The sequence below is a fragment of the Pseudomonas sp. NPDC087639 genome (assembly GCF_044743385.1).
Lineage (GTDB): Bacteria > Pseudomonadota > Gammaproteobacteria > Pseudomonadales > Pseudomonadaceae > Aquipseudomonas.
Genome location: NZ_JBIUWI010000048.1, coordinates 23,614 through 44,806, shown reverse-complemented (window position 1 = coordinate 44,806; position 21,193 = coordinate 23,614). Strand labels below are relative to the sequence as shown.

Here is a 21,193-nt window from a genome sequence, read left to right as displayed (position 1 = left end):
GTCAGCACCGTCAACCCGTGGAGCCCGCAGTACATCGCGATCGACTGCGGGATCGTCGGCAGCCTGACCCCGGAAGATCAGGATTATCTGGCGCGCAACCTGTTCGCCTTCTTCAAGCGTGACTACCGCCGTGTCGCGCAATTGCACATCGATTCGGGCTGGGTGCCGGCGGAAACCAAACTCAACGAATTCGAAGCGGCGATCCGTACCGTGTGCGAGCCGATCTTCGAAAAACCGTTAAAAGATATTTCATTTGGCCAGGTGCTGATGCGCCTGTTCCAGACTGCACGCCGCTTCAATATGGAAGTGCAGCCGCAACTCGTACTGCTGCAAAAGACCTTGCTGAACATCGAAGGCCTCGGTCGTCAGCTCTATCCGGATCTGGATCTGTGGAACACCGCACAGCCGTTCCTTGAACGCTGGATGCGCGAACGTGTCAGCCCGAAAGCCTTGCTCGGCAACGTGCAGAGCCAGTTCGAACAGATTCCGCATCTGGCCAACATGGCCCGCGATCTGCTTGAACGCATGTCCCAGCCACACGCCAAAGACCCACCGCCGCCGTGGCACAAACGCAAGGACGACTGGTTCCTGCGCCTGCTCGGCAGCGCCCATCTGGCCGGCGGTGCGATCCTCGCCGCCGGTGGCCCGCTGAACGAATTGGGGCATTGGCCCGCTGGGATCATGGTAGCCGTGGGCTTGTATCTGGTCGTTCGCCGATAGCCAGTTCCGTGATCGGCTGGCACACTGTTTCAATGCCTGAACCCGACTATTTGAAGTGTGGGTTCGCTGTCGGAGTCGAAGATGAAAAACTGGCTGGACGAGATCAAGTGGGACGCTGACGGCCTGGTGCCCGCGATTGCCCAGGATCACAAGACCGGACGTGTACTGATGATGGCCTGGATGAACCGCGAAGCGCTCGAACTGACCGCCGCGGAAAACCGTGCAATCTACTGGTCACGTTCCCGTGGCAAGCTGTGGCGCAAGGGCGAAGAGTCCGGCCACGTACAGACCTTGCATGAGATGCGTCTGGACTGTGACGCCGACGTGATCATCCTGATGGTTGAACAGATCGGCGACATCGCTTGCCATACCGGCCGTCAAAGCTGCTTTTACCGCGTCTTCGAAAACGGCGACTGGAAAACGGTCGACCCGGTGCTGAAAGACCCGCACGCAATCTATTCCGCAGGACACAAACATGAGTGACACCCTGACCCGCCTGGCCGAAGTGCTCGAAGAGCGCAAAGGCGCAGCGGCCGACAGCTCGTATGTCGCCAGCCTGTATCACAAGGGTCTGAACAAGATTCTGGAGAAAGTCGGCGAAGAGTCGGTCGAAACCATTATTGCCGCCAAGGACGCCGCCATCAGCGGCGACTGCAGCGACGTGATCTACGAGACCGCCGACCTGTGGTTCCACAGCATGGTCATGCTCGCTCAACTGGGGCAGCATCCACAGGCTGTACTCGATGAACTGGATCGTCGCTTCGGCCTGTCCGGACACGTCGAGAAAGCCTCGCGCCCGTCCGCCTGAACAACTATTAGAGAGGAACAGCAACATGGGCATTTTTGACTGGAAACACTGGATCGTCATTCTGGTAGTCGTGGTGCTGGTGTTCGGCACCAAGAAACTGAAAAACCTCGGCACCGACGTGGGTGAGTCGATCAAGGGCTTCCGCAAAGCCATGAACGACGACGAGAAGCCAGCCGCCGACCCTACCGTGACGCCTGCGCAGCCAGTGCCACCGGTACAGCCGCAAGCCACCGCTCAGGCCAACCCGCCGCACACCATCGACGTGCAGGCGCAGAAAGTCGAAGAGCCGATCCGCAAAGACGTGTGAGCACTGACTAATGTTTGGTATCAGCTTCTCTGAACTGCTGCTCGTCGGCCTCGTTGCCCTGCTGGTGCTCGGCCCCGAGCGTCTGCCGGGCGCTGCACGCACCGCCGGCCTGTGGGTCGGACGGCTGAAGCGCAGCTTCAACGCGATCAAACAGGAAGTTGAACGTGAAATCGGTGCCGACGAGATCCGTCGGCAACTGCACAACGAGCACATTCTGTCGCTGGAGCAGGAGGCGCGGAAGATTTTCAATCCGGTTCAGCAAGAGCCGACTCCGGTTGAACATGTGGGTGAGCAGACGATTCATGCGCCTGCCGCAGTTGCCCCGGTTGTAGCTGCCACCGAGCCGGCACCGGCCGTGACACCTACTTCGGTTGAACACATTGCTCCTACCGTCGCGCCGACCGCGCCGGCCCCTCACGACCCTACACTGCCGCCGCGAGCCCCATGAGCGATCTCCCAGAAAACGACCAGCATATGCCGCTGGTTTCGCACCTCACCGAGTTGCGCACCCGCCTGCTGCGTTGTGTGGCGGCGATCTTCATCATCTTCGCCGGGCTGTTCGCCTTCACCCAGCAGATCTACACCTTCGTCTCGACGCCGCTGCGTCAGTACCTGCCGGTCGGCGCGACGATGATCGCCACCGACGTGTCGTCGCCGTTCCTGACGCCACTGAAGCTGACGATGATGGTCTCGCTGTTCCTCGCGATTCCGGTGATCCTGCATCAGATCTGGGGCTTCATCGCGCCGGGCCTGTACAAGCATGAGAAGCGCATCGCGGTGCCACTGCTGGTCTCCAGCATCCTGCTGTTCTACACCGGCATGGCTTTCGCCTATTACTTCGTGTTCCCGCTGATCTTCAAGTTCTTCGCCGCTGCCACCCCGGCGGGCGTGGAAATGATGACCGACATTGCAAGCTACCTCGATTTCGTCATGACGTTGTTTTTCGCCTTCGGCGTGGCGTTCGAGATACCGGTGGCCGTGGTGCTGCTGGTGTGGATCGGCGTGGTCGACGTCGCCTACCTGAGAAAGATCCGTCCGTACGTGATCATTGGCTGCTTCGTGGTCGGCATGATCCTCACGCCGCCGGACATTTTCTCGCAGACCCTGTTGGCCGTGCCGATGTGGATGCTGTTTGAAATCGGCATTCTGTTCGGTGGTCTGGTCAGCAAGCGCGAACGTCCGGATGAAAATCCGGCCGACGATCACAACGACCAGCCGCCAGCGACCCAGGCATGAACCTGCTGCTGCTCGAAGAGGCCGACTTCATTGCGGCCGACCGTGTGGTGCTGCGTGATCGACGCCTGACGCACATGCAGGAAGTTCATCGCTCGCAAGTGGGTGACAGCCTGCGGGTCGGGCGCATCAATGGGCTGATGGGTTCGGCTGAGCTTTTGCGGCTGGAGGCTGGTGAAGCTGAACTACGCGTCAGCGTCGATCAGCCGCCACCGGCCAAACTGCCGCTGACCTTGGTACTGGCCCTGCCGCGTCCAAAAATGCTGCGTCGGGTGTTCCAGACCGTGGCGACCATGGGTGTGTCAAAGGTCATTCTGGTCAACAGCTATCGGGTCGAGAAGAGTTTCTGGCAGACACCGTTTCTCGAACCTGACGCAATCCGCGAACAGCTGATCCTCGGCCTCGAACAGGCGCGGGATACGGTGCTGCCGCAAATCATCATCGAGAAACGCTTCAAGCCGTTTGTCGAAGACCGCCTGCCAGCGATTACTGAAGGCACACTCGGTCTGGTCGGCCATCCCGGTAGCTATCCGCCCTGCCCGCGCGCATTGAGCGAACCGGTGACTTTGGCCATCGGCCCCGAAGGTGGCTGGATTCCTTACGAAATCGATCTGCTGGCCAAATCCGGCCTGCAACCGGTGCAACTGGGCGAACGCATCCTGCGCGTCGAAACCGCCGTCACCGCCCTCCTCGCCCGCCTCTTCTAGCCAGGACAGATGGCATTACAGAATGCCATCACGCAGCCGATACAGTTCCCATAAGTCCAATGAGTGGTCTGAGGGAGTCGTCGCATGTACCGTTGGTTAGCCGAGAGTCTTGGAAACGTCAGCGTCAAACGCAAACTGGGAATCGGTTTCGGCCTGGTGCTGGTGCTGACGCTGTTGATCACCTTTACCGGCTGGACCGGCATGAGCGGCATCATCAGCCGTGGGGACAAGCTCGGTTTCATCTCCAGCCTCAACGAGCTGACCAAAGACCTGCGCCTGGCGCGCGTGGACTATGACGCACGCCGTGGCGAACAAGGCCCGGGCGCGGTCAACGAGTTGCTGAACAAACTCGACAGCGGCCTGCAAACCGCACGCGGCCTGATTGAACAACCATCCGACGCCGCCATGGTCGATCAGCAATTGGCCGCCGTTGCCGAATACAAACGTGCTTTTGCCGACATGACTCAAGCCACCGTCCAGCGCGAAGACGCCCGCAGCAAGCTGGGCGCCAGCGCCGACAACGCCGTGGCAAAGGTATCGGAAGTTGAAAAATCCTTGCTGCAAGGTGACAGCGTCGCGCAGTTCAACAGCGTGATTGAACTGAGCAAACTGCTCCAGCAGGCGCGTTATCAAGTGCGCGGCTACACCTACAGCGGCAAGGCTGAAGCAGAACAACCGGCACTGAATGCCATCGACAATGCCCTCAAAAATCTTGAAAGCCTGTCGTCGAAACTGCCGGAACAACACATCGCCAACCTGCAACAGGCCACCGATTCGATCAAAGCCTATCGCGCGGCGGTCGCTCAGTTCCGCGATTCGCAGGTCACCAATGCCAAGTCACTCGCGCGCATGTCCGCTCAGGGCGACATCTTGATCGACCTCAGCAAGAAGCTGACGGCTTCGCAAACTATCGTGCGCGACACCGATGCCGCCCACGCCAAGAACATGCTGTTGATCGCCACCCTGCTGGCCTTGGCCTTCGGCCTGCTGGCGGCTTGGGCGATCACGCGGCAAATCATCATTCCGCTGAACCAGACCCTGAAAGTCGCCGAGCGCGTCGCAGCCGGCGACCTGACCCACAACCTGGTCTCGTTGCGCCGCGACGAACTTGGCCAGTTGCAGCGTTCGATGCAGAGCATGACCCAAGGCCTGCGCGAGTTGATCGGCGGGATCAGCGATGGCGTCACACAGATCGCCAGTGCCGCCGAAGAGCTGTCCGCCGTGACCGAGCAAACCAGCGCCGGGGTCAACAATCAGAAGATCGAGACCGATCAGGTCGCCACCGCCATGAACGAAATGGCTGCCACCGTGCAGGAAGTTGCGCGCAACGCTGAAGAGGCTTCCGAAGCCGCTGTCGCTGCGGACCAACAGGCCCGCGAAGGCGACAAAGTCGTCGGCGAAGCCATTGCGCAGATCGAGCGTCTGGCCGTTGAAGTCGGTCACTCCACCGAAGCCATGGGCGAACTCAAGCGCGAAAGCGACAAGATCGGCAGCGTCCTCGACGTAATCAAATCCGTGGCCCAGCAAACCAACCTGCTGGCGCTCAACGCGGCCATCGAGGCGGCGCGTGCCGGTGAGGCCGGTCGTGGTTTCGCCGTGGTTGCCGATGAAGTACGCAGCCTCGCCCAGCGCACGCAGAAGTCCACCGAAGAGATCGAAGAGCTGATCGTCGGCCTGCAAAACGGCACCCAGCAAGTGGCGACGATCATGGACAACAGCCGCACCCTGACCGACAGCAGCGTTGAGCTGACCCGTCGGGCCGGTGGCTCGCTGGCAAGCATCACCCGCACTGTTTCGGCGATTCAGGCGATGAACCAGCAGATCGCTGCGGCGGCAGAGCAGCAGAGCGCGGTGGCGGAAGAGATCAACCGTAGCGTGCTGAATGTGCGCGATGTGTCGGATCAGACATCGGCGGCGAGTGAAGAGACGGCAGCGTCCAGCGTTGAGCTGGCGCGGCTGGGGACGCATCTGCAGACGCTGGTGGGGCGATTCAAGGTTTGAGGTGATTCATCTGCCTCGGTTCACTGTGGACCGAGGTGATGCTATCGCTGGCAAGCCAGCTCCCACAGGTTTGTAGTCGATCACAAAGTTTGTGTTCAGCCGATTCACTGTGGGAGCTGGCTTGCCAGCGATGGCGTCCGAGAGGACGCCGAAATTACAGGACCTGCCGTAGAAAAGCCTGAGCGCGCGGATCCTTTGGCGCATCAAAGAACTCCGCCGGCGACGCATCTTCCAGCAACTTGCCGTGATCGAAGAACAGCACCCGATCTGCCACTTCCCGGGCGAAGCCCATTTCGTGGGTGACGCAGACCATGGTCATGCCTTCCACGGCCAGGTTCTTCATCACATCCAGTACTTCGCCGACCATTTCCGGGTCGAGGGCCGAGGTCGGCTCATCGAACAGCATCACCTTCGGCTCCATCGCCAGCGCCCGGGCAATCGCCACGCGCTGCTGCTGACCGCCGGACAGGCGTGACGGAAACTCGTTGGCTTTCTGCGCGATACCGACCTTTTTCAGCAACTCCATGGCCTTCGCCTCGCGCTCTTTCTTGCCGCGCTTGCGCACGACTTTTTGCGCCAGACAAAGGTTTTCCAGCACGGTCATGTGCGGGAACAGGTTGAAATGCTGGAACACCATGCCGACTTCGCGGCGGTAGGCGTTGACGTCGGTTTTCGGGTCAGCCAGTTGCAGACCGTCGATGCTCACCGAACCCGAATCGAACTCTTCCAGGCCATTGAGGCAGCGCAGGAAGGTCGACTTGCCGGAACCGGACGGGCCGATCACCACCAGTACTTCGCCCTTGGCCACCTTGGTGCTGACGTTATCCACCGCGCGCACTACCTGGCCACGGGTGTCGAAGACTTTTACCAGATCGCGGACTTCAATCACTTTGCGCGAGCCTCCGCTCAAGCCGGCTGGCGATTTTCGACAGCGGCAGGTTGATCAACAGGTACAGACCGGCCACGCAGAACAGAATCTCGAACGGCGAGAACGAAGTGGTGATGACTTCACGGCCGCTTTTCAGCAGCTCGGTGATGGCGATCACCGACACCAGCGAGGTGTCCTTGACCAGACTGATGGACTGCCCCGCCAGTGGCGGCAGCACGCGTTTGAACGCTTGTGGCAGCACCACATGACGCATCGACTGGCCAGCGCTCAGACCGAGCGATCGCGCGGCTTCGTTCTGGCCACGGGCAATCGACTGCACGCCGGAACGAATGATCTCGGCCACATAGGCGCCGGTAAACAGCGACAGCGCGGCGATCCCGGCGAACTCCCGGGACAGGTTCATCACCGTGCCGATGAAGAAGTAGAAAATGAAAATCTGCACCAGCAGCGGCGTGCCGCGCACCAGTTCAACGTAGATGCTCGACAGGTCGCGCAACGTCGGGTTGCTCGACAGGCGGCACAGCCCGGTGACCAGACCGATCAACAAACCGAGAATGCCGGAGACCACCGACAGCCAAAGCGTCGTCCACAGCCCCCACAACAGCGGCCCTGCCGCCCAATGCCGAGTGACACCCACGACGTCGCCTTCGGCCACATCGTCGCCCTGAGCGAATTGCAGGCTGTTCTCGTCGACGGTCAGGTGCTGCTCGTCACCGGCATCGTTGCGCAGAGTGACTTGCGCGCTACCGCCCTTGCGCACCAGTTCGGTGACGGTGGAAATGTCGGCGGCACGCTGGGTTTCTTCGGCCTGACAGGCGAAGTACTGCGGCACGCGATTCCAGCGCCATTCGTAGGACATCAGCGACGTGGCGTAATACAACGCACCGGCCAGGCCGATCAGCACCAGCACGGTGAGGACGTGCCAGGGCCATTGGGCTTTTTTATGTTTCATTGCAGGTTCCGGGATTGGTGTTGCTTACAAGGTCCTCTTCGCGAGCAGGCTCGCTCCCACATTTGAAATGCATTCCAATGTGGGAGCGAGCCTGCTCGCGAAAGGGGTAACGCGGTCTTGCAGACCGGCGTTATTCCATGTCCTTGAGCCACTCGGTGCTCTTGAACCACTTGTCATGGATGCGATCGTAGGTGCCGTCTTCGTGGATCTGGTGCAGGAAGTTGTTGATGAAATTGAGGCTGTCGTAGTCACCCTTCTTCAGACCGAAGGCCAGTGGCTCGTAGGTGAAGGGCTTGTCGAGGAACACCAGTTTGCCGGCGCCGACCTTGTTTACCGCGACAACGTTGTATGGCGCGTCGTAGATGAAGGCGTCGGCCTTGCCGTTGACCACGTCGAGCACGGCTTCCTGCTCGTTGTCGTAGCCGTGGTACTTGGCTTTGGAGATCAGCTTCTTGGCGACCATTTCACCGGTGGTGCCGAGTTTTGAGGTAATGCGGTAGTCGGCGGTGTTCAGGTCTTTATACGACTTGATGGTGCCTTCCAGTTCCTTGCGGATCAGCAGGGTCTGGCCGACGACGATGAACGGTTCGCTGAAGTTCAGGCGCAGGTTGCGTTCCTGAGTCAGGGTCATGCCGCTGCCGATCATGTCGAATTTGTCGGTCATAAGCGCCGGGATAATCCCGTCGTAACCGGTCGAAACCAGCTCCAGCTTGACGCCCATGGCTTTGGTCATGGCTTTGAGGATGTCGACTTCGAAGCCGATGATCTCGCCGCGCTTGTTGGTCATCTCGAACGGCATGTAGGTCGGATCCATACCGACTTTCAACGTGCCGCGCTTGACCGCTTCATCAATTGCGCCAGCCTGCGCCGCAGTGACTGCAACCAGTGCCGTGACGCCGACCAGCAGCATCGACAGATACTTCTTCATCTTCAAGTCCCCAAAACCATTGCGTTTGCGGCGCGAAAACCAACAGAGACGGGCAAAAATGCCCGGGTGCGCCAATTCGGGGACGGATGCTAACGCACTCGTTCGTTTGCACAAGGTTTTTTGATCGATTGCAGATCAGCGCCCGCTGTCGTCAGGGCAAAAAAAAACCCCGCTTTCGCGGGGCTTCTTATCAGGCCGGTTGAGCTTGCATGCTCACCGGTCGCAGCGGCAGCAGCGGCGCATGCGGATCGGCTTTCACCGAAGCCCGCCATGCGTCCAGCCACTCGGCGTGACCTTCGCCCCAGACCTGCTCATGCAAGCGCGCCAGCGCAACCGGGTCGCTCAGCAGTTGCAGACGATCATGGTTATTCAACCCGGCAGGGCCAACCTTGATCGCGTGACGAACACGCTCCTGACGCAGCCATTCGATCGGCTCGGCCTGACCGTGACGGGAAGTCGCCAGCGAGCACGCCAAGGCGTTCTGCTGCGGATCGACCACTGCACGGATAAAGCCGTCATTCAGCGCATGCCAACGGTTCTCGTGGGTGTACTGGTCAGTCGCCAGCAGCGCCTGTGGCGGATTGTATTCCTCAGGGATGAGGAACAGGCTCTCGTCACGGGATTTGAGGCCCAGACCGACACGGCTGGAAATCACCGACACCGGGATCGACAGCATCAGCGAACCGACAATCGGTACCAGCCACCACAGGAAGCTCGGGTTCAGCCAGATCACCAACAGCGCCCAGCAGAAGCCCAGCAGGGTCTGCGGGCCGTGGCGCTTGACCGCCTCGCTCCACGGTGTGGAGTCGTCGTCACGCTGTGGCGAGTTCCAGGTCGCGGCCCAGCCGAGGAACGCGGCCAGCACGAAACGGGTGTGGAAAATCATCCGCACCGGCGCCAGCAGCATGGAGAACAGCATCTCCAGCAGCATCGACATCGTTCCCTTGAACTTGCCGCCGAACTCTTTCGCGCCCTTGGCCCAGATCAGGATGATGCTCAACAGTTTCGGCAGGAACAACAGCACGATAGTCGTCGAGAACTGCGCGATCGCCTTGTCCGGGTGCCATTGCGGCCACAGCGGATAGAGCTGACGCGGCTCAAGGAAGTACTGCGGCTCCATCAGCGTGTTCACCGCCAGCAGCGCGGTCGACAACACCAGGAAGAAGAACCACAACGGCGCCGACAGGTACGACATCACGCCGGTGAGGAACACCGCGCGGTGTACCGGGTGCATGCCTTTGACCAGGAACAGACGGAAGTTCATCAAGTTGCCGTGGCACCAGCGACGGTCACGCTTGAGTTCGTCGAGCAGGTTCGGCGGCAGTTCTTCGTAGCTGCCTGGCAGGTCGTAGGCAATCCACACGCCCCAACCGGCACGACGCATCAGCGCGGCTTCAACAAAGTCGTGAGACAGGATCGCACCGGAAAACGCGCCCTTGCCCGGCAACGGCGCCAAGGCGCAGTGGTCGATGAACGGCTTCATGCGGATGATCGCGTTGTGACCCCAGTAGTGGGATTCGCCCAACTGCCAGAAGTGCAGACCGGCGGTGAACAGCGGCCCATAAACGCGAGTGGCGAACTGCTGCATGCGCGCATACAGAGTGTCCATGCCCGACGCACGCGGCGCGGTCTGGATGATCCCGGCGTCCGGCGTAGCTTCCATCAGGCGCACCAGACTGGTCAGACACTCACCGCTCATCACGGAGTCAGCGTCGAGGACGACCATGTACTTGTAATCACCACCCCAACGACGGCAGAAGTCGTCGAGGTTGCCGCTCTTGCGCTTAACGCGACGGCGACGGCGGCGATAGAAGATCTTGCCGAAGCCCTTGGCTTCGCGGCAGACGTCCAGCCAGGCCTGTTGCTCGGCCACGCAGATGTCGGTGTCGTTACTGTCGCTGAGCACGAAGAAGTCGAAGCGATCCAGATCACCGGTAGCAGCGACCGACTCAAACGTTGCGCGCAGACCGGCAAATACCCGTGGCACGTCTTCGTTGCAGATCGGCATGACCAGCGCGGTACGAGCGTCTTTGGCAATCGGCTCGTTGCCGGCGCTTTTGCCGGAAATGCGGTATTTATCGTGACCGGTGAGCAACTCGAGGAAGCCCATCAGTGCCGTCCAGAAACCGGCCGACACCCAGCAGAACAGAATACCGAAGAGAATCAGGATGCTGGTTTGCAGCGCATACGGCAGCACTTGCGTGGCGGTTTGCAGCAGCGGCTGGTGCAGGACTTCGTCCAGATCGACGAACGACCAGCCCTGGTAAGGCATGATGCCTTTCATGTACCAGCCGGCAACGATGGTCTGGCCGAGCATCAACACCAACAGAATGTAGCGGCGGATCGAACCGACGGTGCGCCAGCGCGCGGCCGGCAGGACGTTCTCGTCCTTCGGCGGTTGCGGTGGATTGGTACGGCCGGTCATACGACGCCAGCCACGCCCCAGAATATTGGTGCGCCATGGCTCCGGAACGACTTTGGTCCGACGAATCGGCGGTGTGGCCTTGAGGCTGACTCGACCGCTGGCGTCGAGCACCAGCATTTCCGCTTCTTCAAGCTCTTCGGCGGTGCTCAGGGTCAGGCGCTTGCCCACCGAAGCCTGGGCGGCTTCGGCAGGAGCGTCGAACGTCGAGGACGACAGGCGTTGATGCAGCTCGCTGAACGACTGGCAACCCGCGAGTTCCGCGCGCTGCTGGTCGGTCATCGGCAGATGCGCCAGATACTCGGACAGAGTCTCTGGCTGTACTTGAGAGTTACTCATCGGCAGGCAACTGATAGCTCCAGGTCTCGGTCAGGACTTCGTCAGTCGGCGCCGATTCCGGTGTGGCTGGGGCCGCGTCCGCAGCCACTGGCTGCTTGGCGTCTTTGTTGGCCTTGTCCTTGGCATCTGCAACTGGCTTGGCGTCGGCCTGTTTGGCCTCGGCGGCCTTGGCTTCCTTGTCGAGCTTCTCTTGCTGCTTGGCGGCAACCTTGTCGGCCTTGGCGACGGACGAGTTGGACGCCGGCACCGAAGACTTGGCCAGATCAGCGGTCACGATTGGCTGCACCAGGGCGGCTCGCATCTCGGTCGACTTGCTCGCGTCCTTGATCTTCATCCGCAGGGTCAAGCGCCAGCCCTTGGTTTCCGGGTTGTAGCGCACGCTGTTCTCGACCAGTTCGGCGTTGTCGCCAACGCTGACCTGGCTGCGCACGTCGGCATCCGGAGTCAGAGCTGCCAGCGATGGGCCTTCGAAGTCGACCAGATAGGCAACGCTGCCGTCCGGCTGACGGATCAGGTTCGATTGTTTGACGTCACCGGTGGAACGCAGAGTCTGCGCAACCCAGGCGCTGTCCGGCGCGTGAATCGCCGCTTCGTCCATGGTCCAGTGCATGCGGTAAGCGAAGTCCAGCGGCTGGCCTGGCTCCGGCATTTTTTCCGGGCTCCAGAACGCAACGATGTTGTCGTTGGTTTCGTCGGCAGTCGGAATTTCGACCAGATCGACGGTGCCTTTGCCCCAGTCGCCCTTCGGTTCGATCCACGCGCTTGGGCGCTTGTCGTAGCGGTCGTCGAGGTCTTCGTAGTGGCTGAAGTCACGGCCACGTTGCAGCAGACCGAAACCACGCAGGTTCTCGACGCTGAAGTTGCTCACGGCCAGATGTTTCGGGTTGTTCAGTGGGCGCCAGATCCACTCGCCGTTGCCGGCATGGATCGACAGACCGCTGGAGTCGTGCAGCTCACGACGATAGTTGAGAACTTTCGACGGCTGGTTGGCGCCGAACAGGAACATGCTGGTCAGTGGCGCGATGCCCAGTTTGCCGACCTTGTCACGCAGGAACATCTGCGCCTTGACGTCGACAATGGTGTCGCTGCCCGGACGCAGGATCAAACGGTAGGCGCCGGTGGCACGCGGCGAATCCAGCAGGGCGAAGATCACCAGGTGCTTGTCGCCCGGCTTCGGCTGTTGAATCCAGAATTCGCGAAAACGCGGGAATTCTTCACCCGACGGCAGCGCGGTATCGACCGCCAGACCACGGGCCGACAGACCGTAGGTGTGACCCTTGCCGACGACGCGGAAGTAGCTCGCACCGAGCATGGTCATGATTTCGTCTTGCTTGTCGGCTTTGTTGATCGGGTACAGCACACGGAAACCGGCATAACCCAGTTGTTCGGTGGCTTTAGGATCGAATTTCAAATCGCCGAAATCGAAACGCGTCGGATCGTATTTGATCTCTTCGACGGTGTTCGCCGTGATTTCGTTGATTTTCACCGGTGTATCGAAGTGCATACCCTGGTGATAGAAGGACAGTTTGAACGGCGTCTTCTGATCAGCCCACTCAGCCTTTTCGGTGAGGAAACGGATTTTCTGATAATCCGCGAACTTCATGTCGCGGAACTCGTTCGGCAGGTTGCTGCGCGGGGCTTCGAACTTCTGCCCGGCCAGCTCTTTAGCCTTGGCGGATACATCGTCAAGATTGAACGCCCAAAGCTGACCGGCGCTGAGCAGGCACAGGAGCGCCGAACCCGCTACCAGGGCACTTCGCATGCGTTTGGCAGACATTTTTGCTGCATTACAGGGACTAACGATCACGAGCAACCCTCGCCGAAAACAGATCAAAAAACCAACGGCCAGATGAAGTGTCTTTAAAGGTATCGGCATTGAAAAGCCGACCTACCAGAGCACCCTTGCCAAGTTGGCGAGCATTGTTCCGACTCCGCTAGGGCAAAATGATTCCCCAATCGGATCCAGACAAGTCTCTACCTAAGTCAAAAATGGACCAACGAACGCTGATCCCCATAGCGCGCGATTATCTAGTAGCCCGCGTGACAACGCATCAGGGGTAACAAAGTATTTATCGCGAAAACACCCTAAAAACAGTCGAAATTTCCTAAAAAGGTGTTTCAGGTGCTTTCAGGTCTGTAACAAAAAGGTAACAGGGCCATCGTTGACCAAATGCACCTGCATATCGGCGCCGAATCTACCTGATGCCACAGTGCCATGCACCTGTTTCGCTTTGCTCAATAGATAGTCGAACAATTCCTCGCCCAGCGCCGGAGGGGCGGCGGTTGAAAAGCTCGGCCGCAACCCGCTTTTGGTGTCGGCAGCGAGGGTGAACTGAGAGACCAGCAACAGCCCGCCGCCAACGTCCGCGAGGGACAAGTTCATCTTGCCCTCGGCGTCGCTGAATACCCGATAGTTAAGCAGCTTATGCAGAAGTTTGTCGGCGCTGGCACGCGTGTCGTCGGGTTCGACCGCCACCAGCACCAGCAAACCGTGATCTACCGCGCCAACCACCTCTCCCGCCACTTCGACTCGCGCGCCACGCACGCGTTGTAAAAGCCCCTTCATGCTTCTTCGGGCGGCAGGTCGAGCAGGCGTCGGGCCATTTGACCGGCGGCACGTACCAATGCGTCGGTGATACCCGGTTCGGACGCAGCGTGGCCGGCATCGCGGATCACTTGCAGCTCACTGTTCGGCCAGGCCTGATGCAATTCCCAAGCGTTATCGAGCGGGCAGATCACGTCGTAACGGCCGTGGATGATCACGCCGGGCAGATGGGCGATCTTGCCCATATCGCGAATCAGTTGGTTCGGTTCAAGGAAGGCGTTATTGGTGAAGTAGTGGCATTCGATCCGCGCAATCGACAAGGCGCGCTGCGGTTCGGAGAAACGATCGACCACCAGCGGGTTCGGCCGCAGGGTCGCGGTGCGCCCTTCCCAGGTCGACCAGGCTTTGGCCGCGTGCATCTGGGCGATCTGATCATTGCCGGTCAGGCGCTTGTGGAAAGCGTTGAGCAGGTCGTCGCGCTCGTCCACTGGGATCGGCGCAATGTAGTCCTGCCAGTAATCGGGGAACAGACGGCTGGCACCGGCCTGGTAGAACCACTCGATTTCCTGCGGTCGGCAGAGAAAGATCCCGCGCAGGATCAGACCGTGAACGCGCTCCGGATGGGTTTGCGCGTAGGCCAGTGCCAGGGTCGAACCCCACGAGCCGCCGAACAGCACCCATTTGTCGATGCCCAGGTGTTTGCGGATGCGCTCAAGGTCGGCGACCAGATCCCAGGTGGTGTTGTTTTCCAGGCTGGCGTGCGGGGTGGAGCGTCCGCAGCCGCGCTGGTCGAAGGTGACAATGCGGTACAGGTTCGGATCGAAATACCGGCGGCTCTGTGCATCGCACCCGGCACCGGGGCCGCCGTGGATGAACACGACCGGCAAGCCTTCCGGCGAACCGCTTTCGTCGACGTACAGCGTATGCGTGTCATCGACAGCCAGATCGTGCCGGGCGTGTGGTTTGATCTGCGGAAACAAAGTCTGCATTGCGCGCTCCGTAAGGGGTCGAGGTCATCCCTGGGGGGACTTCTATTATTCTGCCGTTGGGCATCATAAACCCGATTTACGTCAATGAGCATGCTCCCACAGAAAGAGGTTTATGCGCTGTAGCGGGATTTGCCCCAGGCGATGAAGCCTTGCAGCAACTCTTTGAGCACCACCTGCGTTGGCTCGGCCAGATCGGCGCGATAGCGGAACGGTTCGAACTCTTCCATGTACGTGCACTGCCCCAGTTCCAGTTGCACGGCGTGGATGTTCTCGGCCGGGTTGCCGTAATGGCGGGTGATGTGGCCGCCCTTGAAGCGCCCATTGAGCACATGGCTGTAATCGCCATGACGCGCGCAGATCGCTTCCAGTTGCGCGGCCAGTTGCGGATCGCAGCTCGCGCCGTTGAAGGTGCCGAGGTTGAAGTCCGGCAATTTGCCGTCGAACAGGTGCGGGATGATCGAACGGATCGAGTGTGCATCGAACAGCAGCGCATAGCCGAACTCGGCCTTCAGCCGTGCCAGCTCCTCTTGCAAGGTGCGGTGATACGGCGTCCAGATCTGCTCCAGATATGTCGCGCGTTCTTCTTTCGACGGCTCCAGCCCTTCCTTGAACAACGGGATGCCATCAAACAGCGTCGCCGGGTACAGCCCGGTGGTGGCGCCGGCGTACAGCGGCTTGTCGTCGGACGGGCGATTCAGGTCGATGACGAAACGCGAGTACTCGGCCGCCAGCGTGCTGGCGCCCAGTACTTCGGCAAAGTCGTAGAGCTGCGGAATATGCCAGTCAGTGTCCGGCAGGCTTTTAGCGTCGCCAATCAGGCCGGCCTCGACCACCGGGGTCAGACGTACACCGGCATGGGGCATGCTGATCAGCAGCGGCACGCGACCTTGTTTGAAGCTCAGAACCTTATCCACAACCGCTCTCCTACAGACTTGATTCAACGCCGTGACGCACGACGCGTTTGTCCAGATCGCCACCGAGCCAATAGGCCAGATCCGCCGGACGATCGATGTGCCAGGCGACAAAATCCGCGACCTTGCCGACTTCCAGTGAGCCGTGAGTGTCGGCCATGCCCAGCGCTTGCGCGGCATGAATCGTCGCGCCGGCCAAGGCTTCTTCCGGGGTCATGCGGAAGCAGGTGCAGGCCATGTTCAACATCAGGCGCAGGGACAATGCCGGCGAGGTGCCGGGGTTGAGGTCGCTGGCGATGGCGATCTTCACCTTGTGCTTGCGCAGGACGTCCATTGGCGGCAATTGGGTTTCACGCAGGAAGTAGAACGCGCCCGGCAGCAGCACTGCGACGGTGTCGGATGCGGCCATGGCAATGGCGTCGGTTTCGTCCATGAACTCCAGGTGATCGGCGGACAACGCGTGGTAGCGCGCGGCCAGGCTGGAGCCGTGCAGCGACGACAATTGCTCGGCGTGCAGTTTCACCGGCAGACCGAGTTTTTGCGCGGTGATGAACACGCGCTCGACTTGCTCCGGCGAGAACGCCAGGTATTCGCAGAAGGCATCCACGGCATCTACCAGGCCTTCGGCAGCCAGCGCGGGCAGCATTTCGGCGCAGATGTGATCGATGTAATCGTCGGCGCGATCCTTGTATTCCGGTGGCAACGCGTGAGCAGCCAGGCAGGTGCTGCGCACGCTGATCGGCAGCTCTTTTGCCAGGCGACGGATGACCCGGAGGATTATGCGCTCACTGGCCAGATCGAGACCGTAGCCGGACTTCATTTCCACCGTGGTCACGCCGTCGCGCATCAGGCTTTTCAGGCGTTTGGCGGCGCTGGCGAACAGTTCGTCTTCGGTGGCTTCACGAGTGGCGCGTACGGTACTGGCAATGCCACCACCCTGCGCCGCGATCTCGGCGTAGCTGACACCTTGCAGGCGCTTTTCGAATTCGCCGCTGCGGTTGCCGCCGAACACGGTGTGGGTGTGGCAGTCGATCAGGCCCGGAGTGACCCACGCGCCTTGCAGATCGTTGACCGCCGGGTATTCGCCGGACGGTAATTGATGACGCGGGCCGATCCACTCGATATGCGCACCGGACGTCACGATGGCCGCGTCCTCGATGATCGAGTAGACGCCTTGCGCCATGGTTGCGACGTGGCAGTGTTGCCAGAGGGTTTTCATCCCTTAGTCTCCACACTATTCAAAATCGATTTCGCGAGCAGGCTCGCTCCCACAGGGATACGCATTCCAACTGTGGGAGCGAGCCTGCTCGCGAAGAGGTCCTTACAGGCTAGGCAGCAATTTCGCCGGCACCAGCTCAGTCAAACACCGCGAAGCCAACAACTCGGTCGCTGCATTGATGTCCGGCGCAAAAAACCGGTCCTTCTCATAGAACGGCACTTCCTTACGCAGAATCGCCCGAGCCTTTTCCAGCTTCGCCGAAGTCTTCAGGCCGTTACGCAGATCCAGCCCCTGTACCGCCGCGAGCCATTCCACCGCGAGAATCCCGCGAGTGTTCTCGGCCATTTCCCACAAGCGCTTGCCGGCCGCCGGGGCCATGGACACATGGTCTTCCTGGTTGGCCGAGGTCGGCAGGCTGTCCACCGAATGCGGATGGGACAGCGCCTTGTTTTCGCTGGCCAGTGCCGCGGCTGTCACCTGAGCGATCATGAAACCGGAGTTGACCCCGCCATTGGCCACCAGGAACGGCGGCAGTTGCGACATGTGCTTGTCCATCATCAGCGAGATGCGGCGTTCACTCAGCGAGCCGATTTCAGCGATGGCCAAGGCCATGTTGTCAGCGGCCATGGCCACCGGTTCGGCGTGGAAGTTACCGCCGGAAATCACATCGCCTTCAGCGGCGAACACCAACGGGTTATCCGACACGGCGTTGGCTTCGACCGCCAGCACTTCAGCAGCCTGGCGGAACTGGGTCAGGCAGGCGCCCATGACTTGCGGCTGGCAGCGCAGGGAGTACGGATCCTGGACCTTGTCGCAGTTCTGGTGCGAGTCGGAAACTTCGCTGCGCTCACCGAGCAAATCACGGTAAGCGGCGGCGGCGTCGATCTGGCCTTTCTGGCCGCGGGCGGCGTGAATACGCGCGTCGAAAGGCGAGCGCGAGCCGAGCACCGCTTCAACGGTCAGACCGCCCAACGCGATCGCACCGGCAAACAGATCCTCACCTTCAAACAGACCGCGCAAGGCAAACGCAGTCGACACCTGAGTCCCGTTGAGCAGCGCCAGACCTTCTTTCGCCGCCAGCGTCAGTGGTGTTAGACCGGCGACTTTCAGCGCTTCAGTCGCTTCCATCCACTCGCCTTTGTAGCGCGCCTTGCCCTCGCCCAGCAGCACCAGCGACATGTGCGCCAACGGCGCCAGATCACCGGAAGCACCCACCGAACCTTTCAGCGGAATGTGCGGATAGACCTCGGCATTGATCAGCGCAATCAGCGCATCGATCACCTGCCGACGAATCCCGGAGAAACCACGGCTGAGGCTGTTGACCTTGAGCACCATGATCAGACGCACCAAGTCATCGCTGATCGGCTGACCGACGCCGGCGGCGTGGGACAACACCAGCGAGCGCTGGAGGTTTTCCAGGTCTTCGCTGGCAATACGAGTCGAGGCCAGCAGGCCGAACCCGGTGTTGATGCCGTAGGCGGTGCGGTTCTCGGCGAGGATCTGTTCGACGCAGGCCACACTGGCTTCGATCTGCTGCGATGCGCTGTTGTCGAGGGTCAGCTTGACCGGGTTTTGAAAAACGTCACGCAGTTGAGCCAGGCTCAGTTGGCCGGGGATCAGGTTTAGCGCAGTCATTTAAATGCTCCTTTTGAGAGATTGTTATTGGCTCGCCAGTCGCTCCGGAGCATTCCGTTATCCGTCGCATTTCGCTTTTTGGGCGATCCGCGCCTTGGCACGCTGGCGTTTAAGAAATCAGTGCAAATTCGGTAATACGTTGTGCAGCAAATTCGGGTCTTTCAAAACGCTCGCAGCGGCGGCGATATCCGGCGCCAGCCAGCGGTCCTGATCGTAGGCCGGGACTTTCTCACGCAGCAGGCGCCACGCGATATCGGTGCCCGCGCCAAAGCGCTGCGCTTTCAAGAATTCAAACGCCTGGGCCGCCAGCAGATATTCGATGGCGAGGATCTGCGTGCAGTTTTCCAGCGCGCGATGCAGCTTCAGCGCGGCGCTGGTACCCATGCTCAGATGGTCTTCCTGCAAACCGGAGGTGACGTAGTTGTCGAGCACCGCCGGTTGCGCCAATTGGCGGTTTTCCGCACACAGCGACGCGGCGACGTATTGCACGATCATCATCCCCGAGTTCACCCCCGGATTGGCCACCAGAAACGCCGGCAAACCGCTGACATGTGGATTCACCAGACGATCAAGACGGCGCTCGGCAATCGAGCCGATTTCCGCCACGGCGATCGCCAGCAGATCAGCGGCCATCGCTACCGATTGGCCGTGCGGATTGGCTTGCGACATGACGCGGAAATTATCCGGTGTCCCCAACAGCAACGGGTTGTCGGTGCAGCCGTTGAGTTCGACTTCGACCTGTTTGATTGCGTGCTCGAGTTGATCGCGCGCGGCGCCATGAACCTGCGGGATCGAACGAATGCTCAAGGCATCTTGAGTGCGAATGCCTTTGCTCGACGCGATCACTTCACTGCCATCAAGCAACGCGCGCAGATTGACGCCAACCTGCTGCATGCCCGGGTGCGGTTTGAGCGCAATGATCTCGGCATCGAACGCATCGATCTGACCACGCTGAGCTTCGAAACTCATGGCGCCGATGACGTCGGCCCATTGCAGCAGACGCGTGGCATCGGCGATGGCCAGACAGCTGAGGCCAGTCATGCACGGCGTACCGTTGACCAGACACAAACCGTCTTTCGCGCCGAGTTGCACCGGTTGCAGGCCCTCTTCGGCCAAGGCCTGTTGTGCAGAAACAATCTGCCCGCGATAGCTGACATTACCGACACCGAGCAGCGCGATGCCGATGTGTGCCATGTGGGTCAGGTAACCCACCGAACCTTGCGACGGAACCTGCGGGGTGATGCCGCGATTGAGTAGCGCCAGCAGTGCTTCGACGACCCGGCGATGCAGGCCGGATTTGCCGTGGCTGTAGTTGCGGATTGCTGCGCAGATGATCGCGCGGGTCTGTTCGTCAGGCAGTACCGGGCCGACGCCGCAGGCGTGGCTGAGCAAGGTGTTGCGCGACAACTGGCTGAGTTGTTCGTCTTTCAGCGAGACGTTGGACAACCCGCCCAGACCGGTGTTGACGCCATAAGCGCGCTCGCCGCTGACGACAATGCGCTGAACGATGGCCTGAGCGTTTTCGATGCGCGCCCAGGCCTCGCCCGACAGCTCAAGTTGCGCGCCGTGCCGCGCGACGGCGACCACGTCCTGCCAACGCAGATGGTCGCCGGTGATCACGATTTTTTCAGCCTGGGACATCTAAAACCTCATGCCAATTCTGTTGATGCGGAAATCCCCTCACCACAAAAGCTGTCTCACCACAAAATCTGTCAAACCACCGCCGCACGCCGCTGCACGAACCGGTCGACATACTCATCCGCCGGCGAATGCAGGATCTCGCGCGGCGTACCGACCTGAATCAGCTTGCCGTCCTTGAGGATCGCAATGCGGTTGCCGATGCGCACGGCCTCGTCGAGGTCGTGGGTGATGAAGACGATGGTCTTGTGCAGGGTCTTTTGCAGTTCCAGCAACTGGTCCTGCATCTCGGCGCGGATCAGCGGATCCAGCGCGCTGAACGCCTCGTCCATCAGGATGATGTCAGTGTCCGCCGCCAAGGCACGGGCCAGGCCGACACGCTGACGCATGCCGCCGGAAAGCTGATGCGGGTATTTGTTTTCGTAGCCCTTGAGGCCCACGGTGTTGATCCAGTGCAGCGCCCGCTCGGCGCACAGTTGCTTGCTCTCGCCGCGCACTTTCAGGCCGTAGGCGACGTTGTCGAGCACGGTCTTGTGCGGCAGCAGGCCGAAGCTCTGGAAGACCATGCTGATCTTGTGCCGGCGAAATTCGCGCAGGGCTTCCATGTCGTATTGCAGGATGTCCACGCCGTCGACCAGGATCGCGCCGCTGGTCGGGTCGATCAGGCGATTGAAATGGCGCACCAGCGTCGACTTGCCGGAGCCGGACAGGCCCATGATCACGAAGATCTCGCCGGTGCCGATGCTCAGCGACAGGTCGTTGACCCCGACCACGCAACCGGTTTCGTTCAGCACCTGATCCTTGGTCTTGCCCTGGCCAACCATGGCCAGGGCGTCCTTGGCGCGGTTGCCGAAAATCTTGAAGACGTTTTTGACTTCGATCTTGCTCACGGTTGCGTTTCTCATTTTCTCACCTCATGCCGTGGCCGACCATACGCCTGAGTAATGCGG

The 21,193-nt window shown here is 60.5% G+C and carries 19 protein-coding genes and 2 pseudogenes; 9 read left to right on the top strand and 12 right to left on the bottom strand.

Features of this window, described 5'->3' with window-relative positions; translation table 11 throughout:
- The 9 genes and pseudogenes from ACIOVB_RS19395 to ACIOVB_RS19355 form a co-directional block, all read left to right on the top strand.
- Positions 1-720, top strand: a pseudogene (locus ACIOVB_RS19395) (ubiquinone biosynthesis regulatory protein kinase UbiB); the annotation flags it as partial.
- Positions 721-801: 81 nt separating this feature from the next.
- Entirely contained in the window at positions 802-1,203 is a 402-nt protein-coding gene (gene hisI, locus ACIOVB_RS19390) for a phosphoribosyl-AMP cyclohydrolase (protein ID WP_007909357.1), read from the top strand.
- Positions 1,196-1,528: a phosphoribosyl-ATP diphosphatase gene (locus ACIOVB_RS19385; RefSeq protein WP_007909355.1), complete on the top strand. Its 333-nt coding sequence runs from the start codon at positions 1,196-1,198 to the stop codon at positions 1,526-1,528. Before hisI ends, ACIOVB_RS19385 begins: the two co-directional genes overlap by 8 nt.
- A gap of 25 nt (positions 1,529-1,553) precedes the next feature.
- Positions 1,554-1,835, top strand: coding sequence for a twin-arginine translocase TatA/TatE family subunit (locus ACIOVB_RS19380; protein WP_003220847.1), 282 nt, complete (start codon positions 1,554-1,556; stop codon positions 1,833-1,835).
- A gap of 10 nt (positions 1,836-1,845) precedes the next feature.
- Positions 1,846-2,283, top strand: coding sequence for a Sec-independent protein translocase protein TatB (tatB, locus tag ACIOVB_RS19375; RefSeq protein ID WP_401270423.1), 438 nt, complete (start codon positions 1,846-1,848; stop codon positions 2,281-2,283).
- Positions 2,280-3,071, top strand: coding sequence for a twin-arginine translocase subunit TatC (gene tatC, locus ACIOVB_RS19370; protein WP_401270421.1), 792 nt, complete (start codon positions 2,280-2,282; stop codon positions 3,069-3,071). The genes tatB and tatC overlap by 4 nt, the downstream gene beginning before the upstream one ends.
- Positions 3,068-3,775: a 16S rRNA (uracil(1498)-N(3))-methyltransferase gene (locus tag ACIOVB_RS19365; protein ID WP_401270418.1), complete on the top strand. Its 708-nt coding sequence runs from the start codon at positions 3,068-3,070 to the stop codon at positions 3,773-3,775. The genes tatC and ACIOVB_RS19365 overlap by 4 nt, the downstream gene beginning before the upstream one ends.
- A gap of 84 nt (positions 3,776-3,859) precedes the next feature.
- A pseudogene (locus ACIOVB_RS19360) lies at positions 3,860-4,921 on the top strand (methyl-accepting chemotaxis protein); the annotation flags it as partial.
- The gene (locus tag ACIOVB_RS19355; protein WP_401270428.1) at positions 4,904-5,776 is read left to right on the top strand and encodes a methyl-accepting chemotaxis protein; all 873 of its coding nucleotides are present in this window, start codon (positions 4,904-4,906) and stop codon (positions 5,774-5,776) included. The pseudogene ACIOVB_RS19360 and the gene ACIOVB_RS19355, both read left to right, overlap by 18 nt.
- 154 nt (positions 5,777-5,930) lie before the next feature.
- On the opposite strand, the gene ACIOVB_RS19350 is transcribed toward ACIOVB_RS19355, so the two are convergent.
- From ACIOVB_RS19350 to ACIOVB_RS19295, 12 genes are all read right to left on the bottom strand, one after another.
- Entirely contained in the window at positions 5,931-6,665 is a 735-nt protein-coding gene (locus tag ACIOVB_RS19350; protein WP_401270415.1) for an amino acid ABC transporter ATP-binding protein, read from the bottom strand.
- Positions 6,658-7,617, bottom strand: coding sequence for an amino acid ABC transporter permease (locus ACIOVB_RS19345; RefSeq protein ID WP_401270412.1), 960 nt, complete (start codon positions 7,615-7,617; stop codon positions 6,658-6,660). The genes ACIOVB_RS19350 and ACIOVB_RS19345 overlap by 8 nt, the downstream gene beginning before the upstream one ends.
- Before the next feature lie 130 nt (positions 7,618-7,747).
- On the bottom strand, positions 7,748-8,545 hold the full coding sequence (locus ACIOVB_RS19340; protein ID WP_187678844.1) for a transporter substrate-binding domain-containing protein: 798 nt from the start codon (positions 8,543-8,545) through the stop codon (positions 7,748-7,750).
- Positions 8,546-8,735: 190 nt separating this feature from the next.
- Positions 8,736-11,306 carry a glucans biosynthesis glucosyltransferase MdoH gene (gene mdoH, locus ACIOVB_RS19335; RefSeq protein ID WP_401270409.1) on the bottom strand — a complete coding sequence of 857 codons (2,571 nt, stop codon included), beginning with the start codon at positions 11,304-11,306 and terminating at the stop codon, positions 8,736-8,738.
- The gene (locus tag ACIOVB_RS19330) at positions 11,299-13,083 is read right to left on the bottom strand and encodes a glucan biosynthesis protein G (protein ID WP_401270406.1); all 1,785 of its coding nucleotides are present in this window, start codon (positions 13,081-13,083) and stop codon (positions 11,299-11,301) included. The genes mdoH and ACIOVB_RS19330 overlap by 8 nt, the downstream gene beginning before the upstream one ends.
- A 351-nt stretch (positions 13,084-13,434) precedes the next feature.
- Positions 13,435-13,872, bottom strand: coding sequence for a D-aminoacyl-tRNA deacylase (gene dtd, locus ACIOVB_RS19325; protein ID WP_187678847.1), 438 nt, complete (start codon positions 13,870-13,872; stop codon positions 13,435-13,437).
- Positions 13,869-14,840, bottom strand: a complete 972-nt coding sequence (gene pip / locus ACIOVB_RS19320; protein WP_187678848.1) for a prolyl aminopeptidase — start codon at positions 14,838-14,840, stop codon at positions 13,869-13,871. Before pip ends, dtd begins: the two co-directional genes overlap by 4 nt.
- A 110-nt stretch (positions 14,841-14,950) precedes the next feature.
- Positions 14,951-15,754: an N-formylglutamate deformylase gene (hutG, locus tag ACIOVB_RS19315; RefSeq protein ID WP_401270403.1), complete on the bottom strand. Its 804-nt coding sequence runs from the start codon at positions 15,752-15,754 to the stop codon at positions 14,951-14,953.
- Positions 15,755-15,764: 10 nt separating this feature from the next.
- Positions 15,765-16,970 carry an imidazolonepropionase gene (gene hutI / locus ACIOVB_RS19310; protein WP_401270400.1) on the bottom strand — a complete coding sequence of 402 codons (1,206 nt, stop codon included), beginning with the start codon at positions 16,968-16,970 and terminating at the stop codon, positions 15,765-15,767.
- A 102-nt stretch (positions 16,971-17,072) separates the two neighbouring features.
- Complete coding sequence (hutH, locus tag ACIOVB_RS19305) at positions 17,073-18,605, bottom strand: histidine ammonia-lyase (RefSeq protein ID WP_401270398.1); 1,533 nt, start codon at positions 18,603-18,605, stop codon at positions 17,073-17,075.
- Positions 18,606-18,722: 117 nt separating this feature from the next.
- Positions 18,723-20,246, bottom strand: a complete 1,524-nt coding sequence (gene hutH / locus ACIOVB_RS19300) for a histidine ammonia-lyase (RefSeq protein ID WP_401270395.1) — start codon at positions 20,244-20,246, stop codon at positions 18,723-18,725.
- A gap of 71 nt (positions 20,247-20,317) precedes the next feature.
- Positions 20,318-21,148 (bottom strand): glycine betaine/L-proline ABC transporter ATP-binding protein, encoded by an 831-nt coding sequence (locus ACIOVB_RS19295; protein WP_401270392.1) that lies wholly within the window; start codon positions 21,146-21,148, stop codon positions 20,318-20,320.
- Positions 21,149-21,193 lie beyond the last annotated feature (45 nt).

Coding starts and splice junctions, on each gene's coding strand:
- hisI (WP_007909357.1), top strand. CDS start 802: ATGAAAAACTGGCTGGACGAGATCAAGTGGGACGCTGACGGCCTGGTG.
- ACIOVB_RS19340 (WP_187678844.1), bottom strand. CDS start 8,545: ATGAAGAAGTATCTGTCGATGCTGCTGGTCGGCGTCACGGCACTGGTT.
- ACIOVB_RS19330 (WP_401270406.1), bottom strand. CDS start 13,083: ATGTCTGCCAAACGCATGCGAAGTGCCCTGGTAGCGGGTTCGGCGCTC.
- tatC (WP_401270421.1), top strand. CDS start 2,280: ATGAGCGATCTCCCAGAAAACGACCAGCATATGCCGCTGGTTTCGCAC.
- hutI (WP_401270400.1), bottom strand. CDS start 16,970: ATGAAAACCCTCTGGCAACACTGCCACGTCGCAACCATGGCGCAAGGC.
- hutH (WP_401270395.1), bottom strand. CDS start 20,246: ATGTCCCAGGCTGAAAAAATCGTGATCACCGGCGACCATCTGCGTTGG.
- ACIOVB_RS19355 (WP_401270428.1), top strand. CDS start 4,904: ATGCAGAGCATGACCCAAGGCCTGCGCGAGTTGATCGGCGGGATCAGC.
- tatB (WP_401270423.1), top strand. CDS start 1,846: ATGTTTGGTATCAGCTTCTCTGAACTGCTGCTCGTCGGCCTCGTTGCC.
- ACIOVB_RS19345 (WP_401270412.1), bottom strand. CDS start 7,617: ATGAAACATAAAAAAGCCCAATGGCCCTGGCACGTCCTCACCGTGCTG.
- ACIOVB_RS19380 (WP_003220847.1), top strand. CDS start 1,554: ATGGGCATTTTTGACTGGAAACACTGGATCGTCATTCTGGTAGTCGTG.
- ACIOVB_RS19295 (WP_401270392.1), bottom strand. CDS start 21,148: ATGAGAAACGCAACCGTGAGCAAGATCGAAGTCAAAAACGTCTTCAAG.
- ACIOVB_RS19365 (WP_401270418.1), top strand. CDS start 3,068: ATGAACCTGCTGCTGCTCGAAGAGGCCGACTTCATTGCGGCCGACCGT.
- ACIOVB_RS19385 (WP_007909355.1), top strand. CDS start 1,196: ATGAGTGACACCCTGACCCGCCTGGCCGAAGTGCTCGAAGAGCGCAAA.
- pip (WP_187678848.1), bottom strand. CDS start 14,840: ATGCAGACTTTGTTTCCGCAGATCAAACCACACGCCCGGCACGATCTG.
- mdoH (WP_401270409.1), bottom strand. CDS start 11,306: ATGAGTAACTCTCAAGTACAGCCAGAGACTCTGTCCGAGTATCTGGCG.
- dtd (WP_187678847.1), bottom strand. CDS start 13,872: ATGAAGGGGCTTTTACAACGCGTGCGTGGCGCGCGAGTCGAAGTGGCG.
- hutH (WP_401270398.1), bottom strand. CDS start 18,605: ATGACTGCGCTAAACCTGATCCCCGGCCAACTGAGCCTGGCTCAACTG.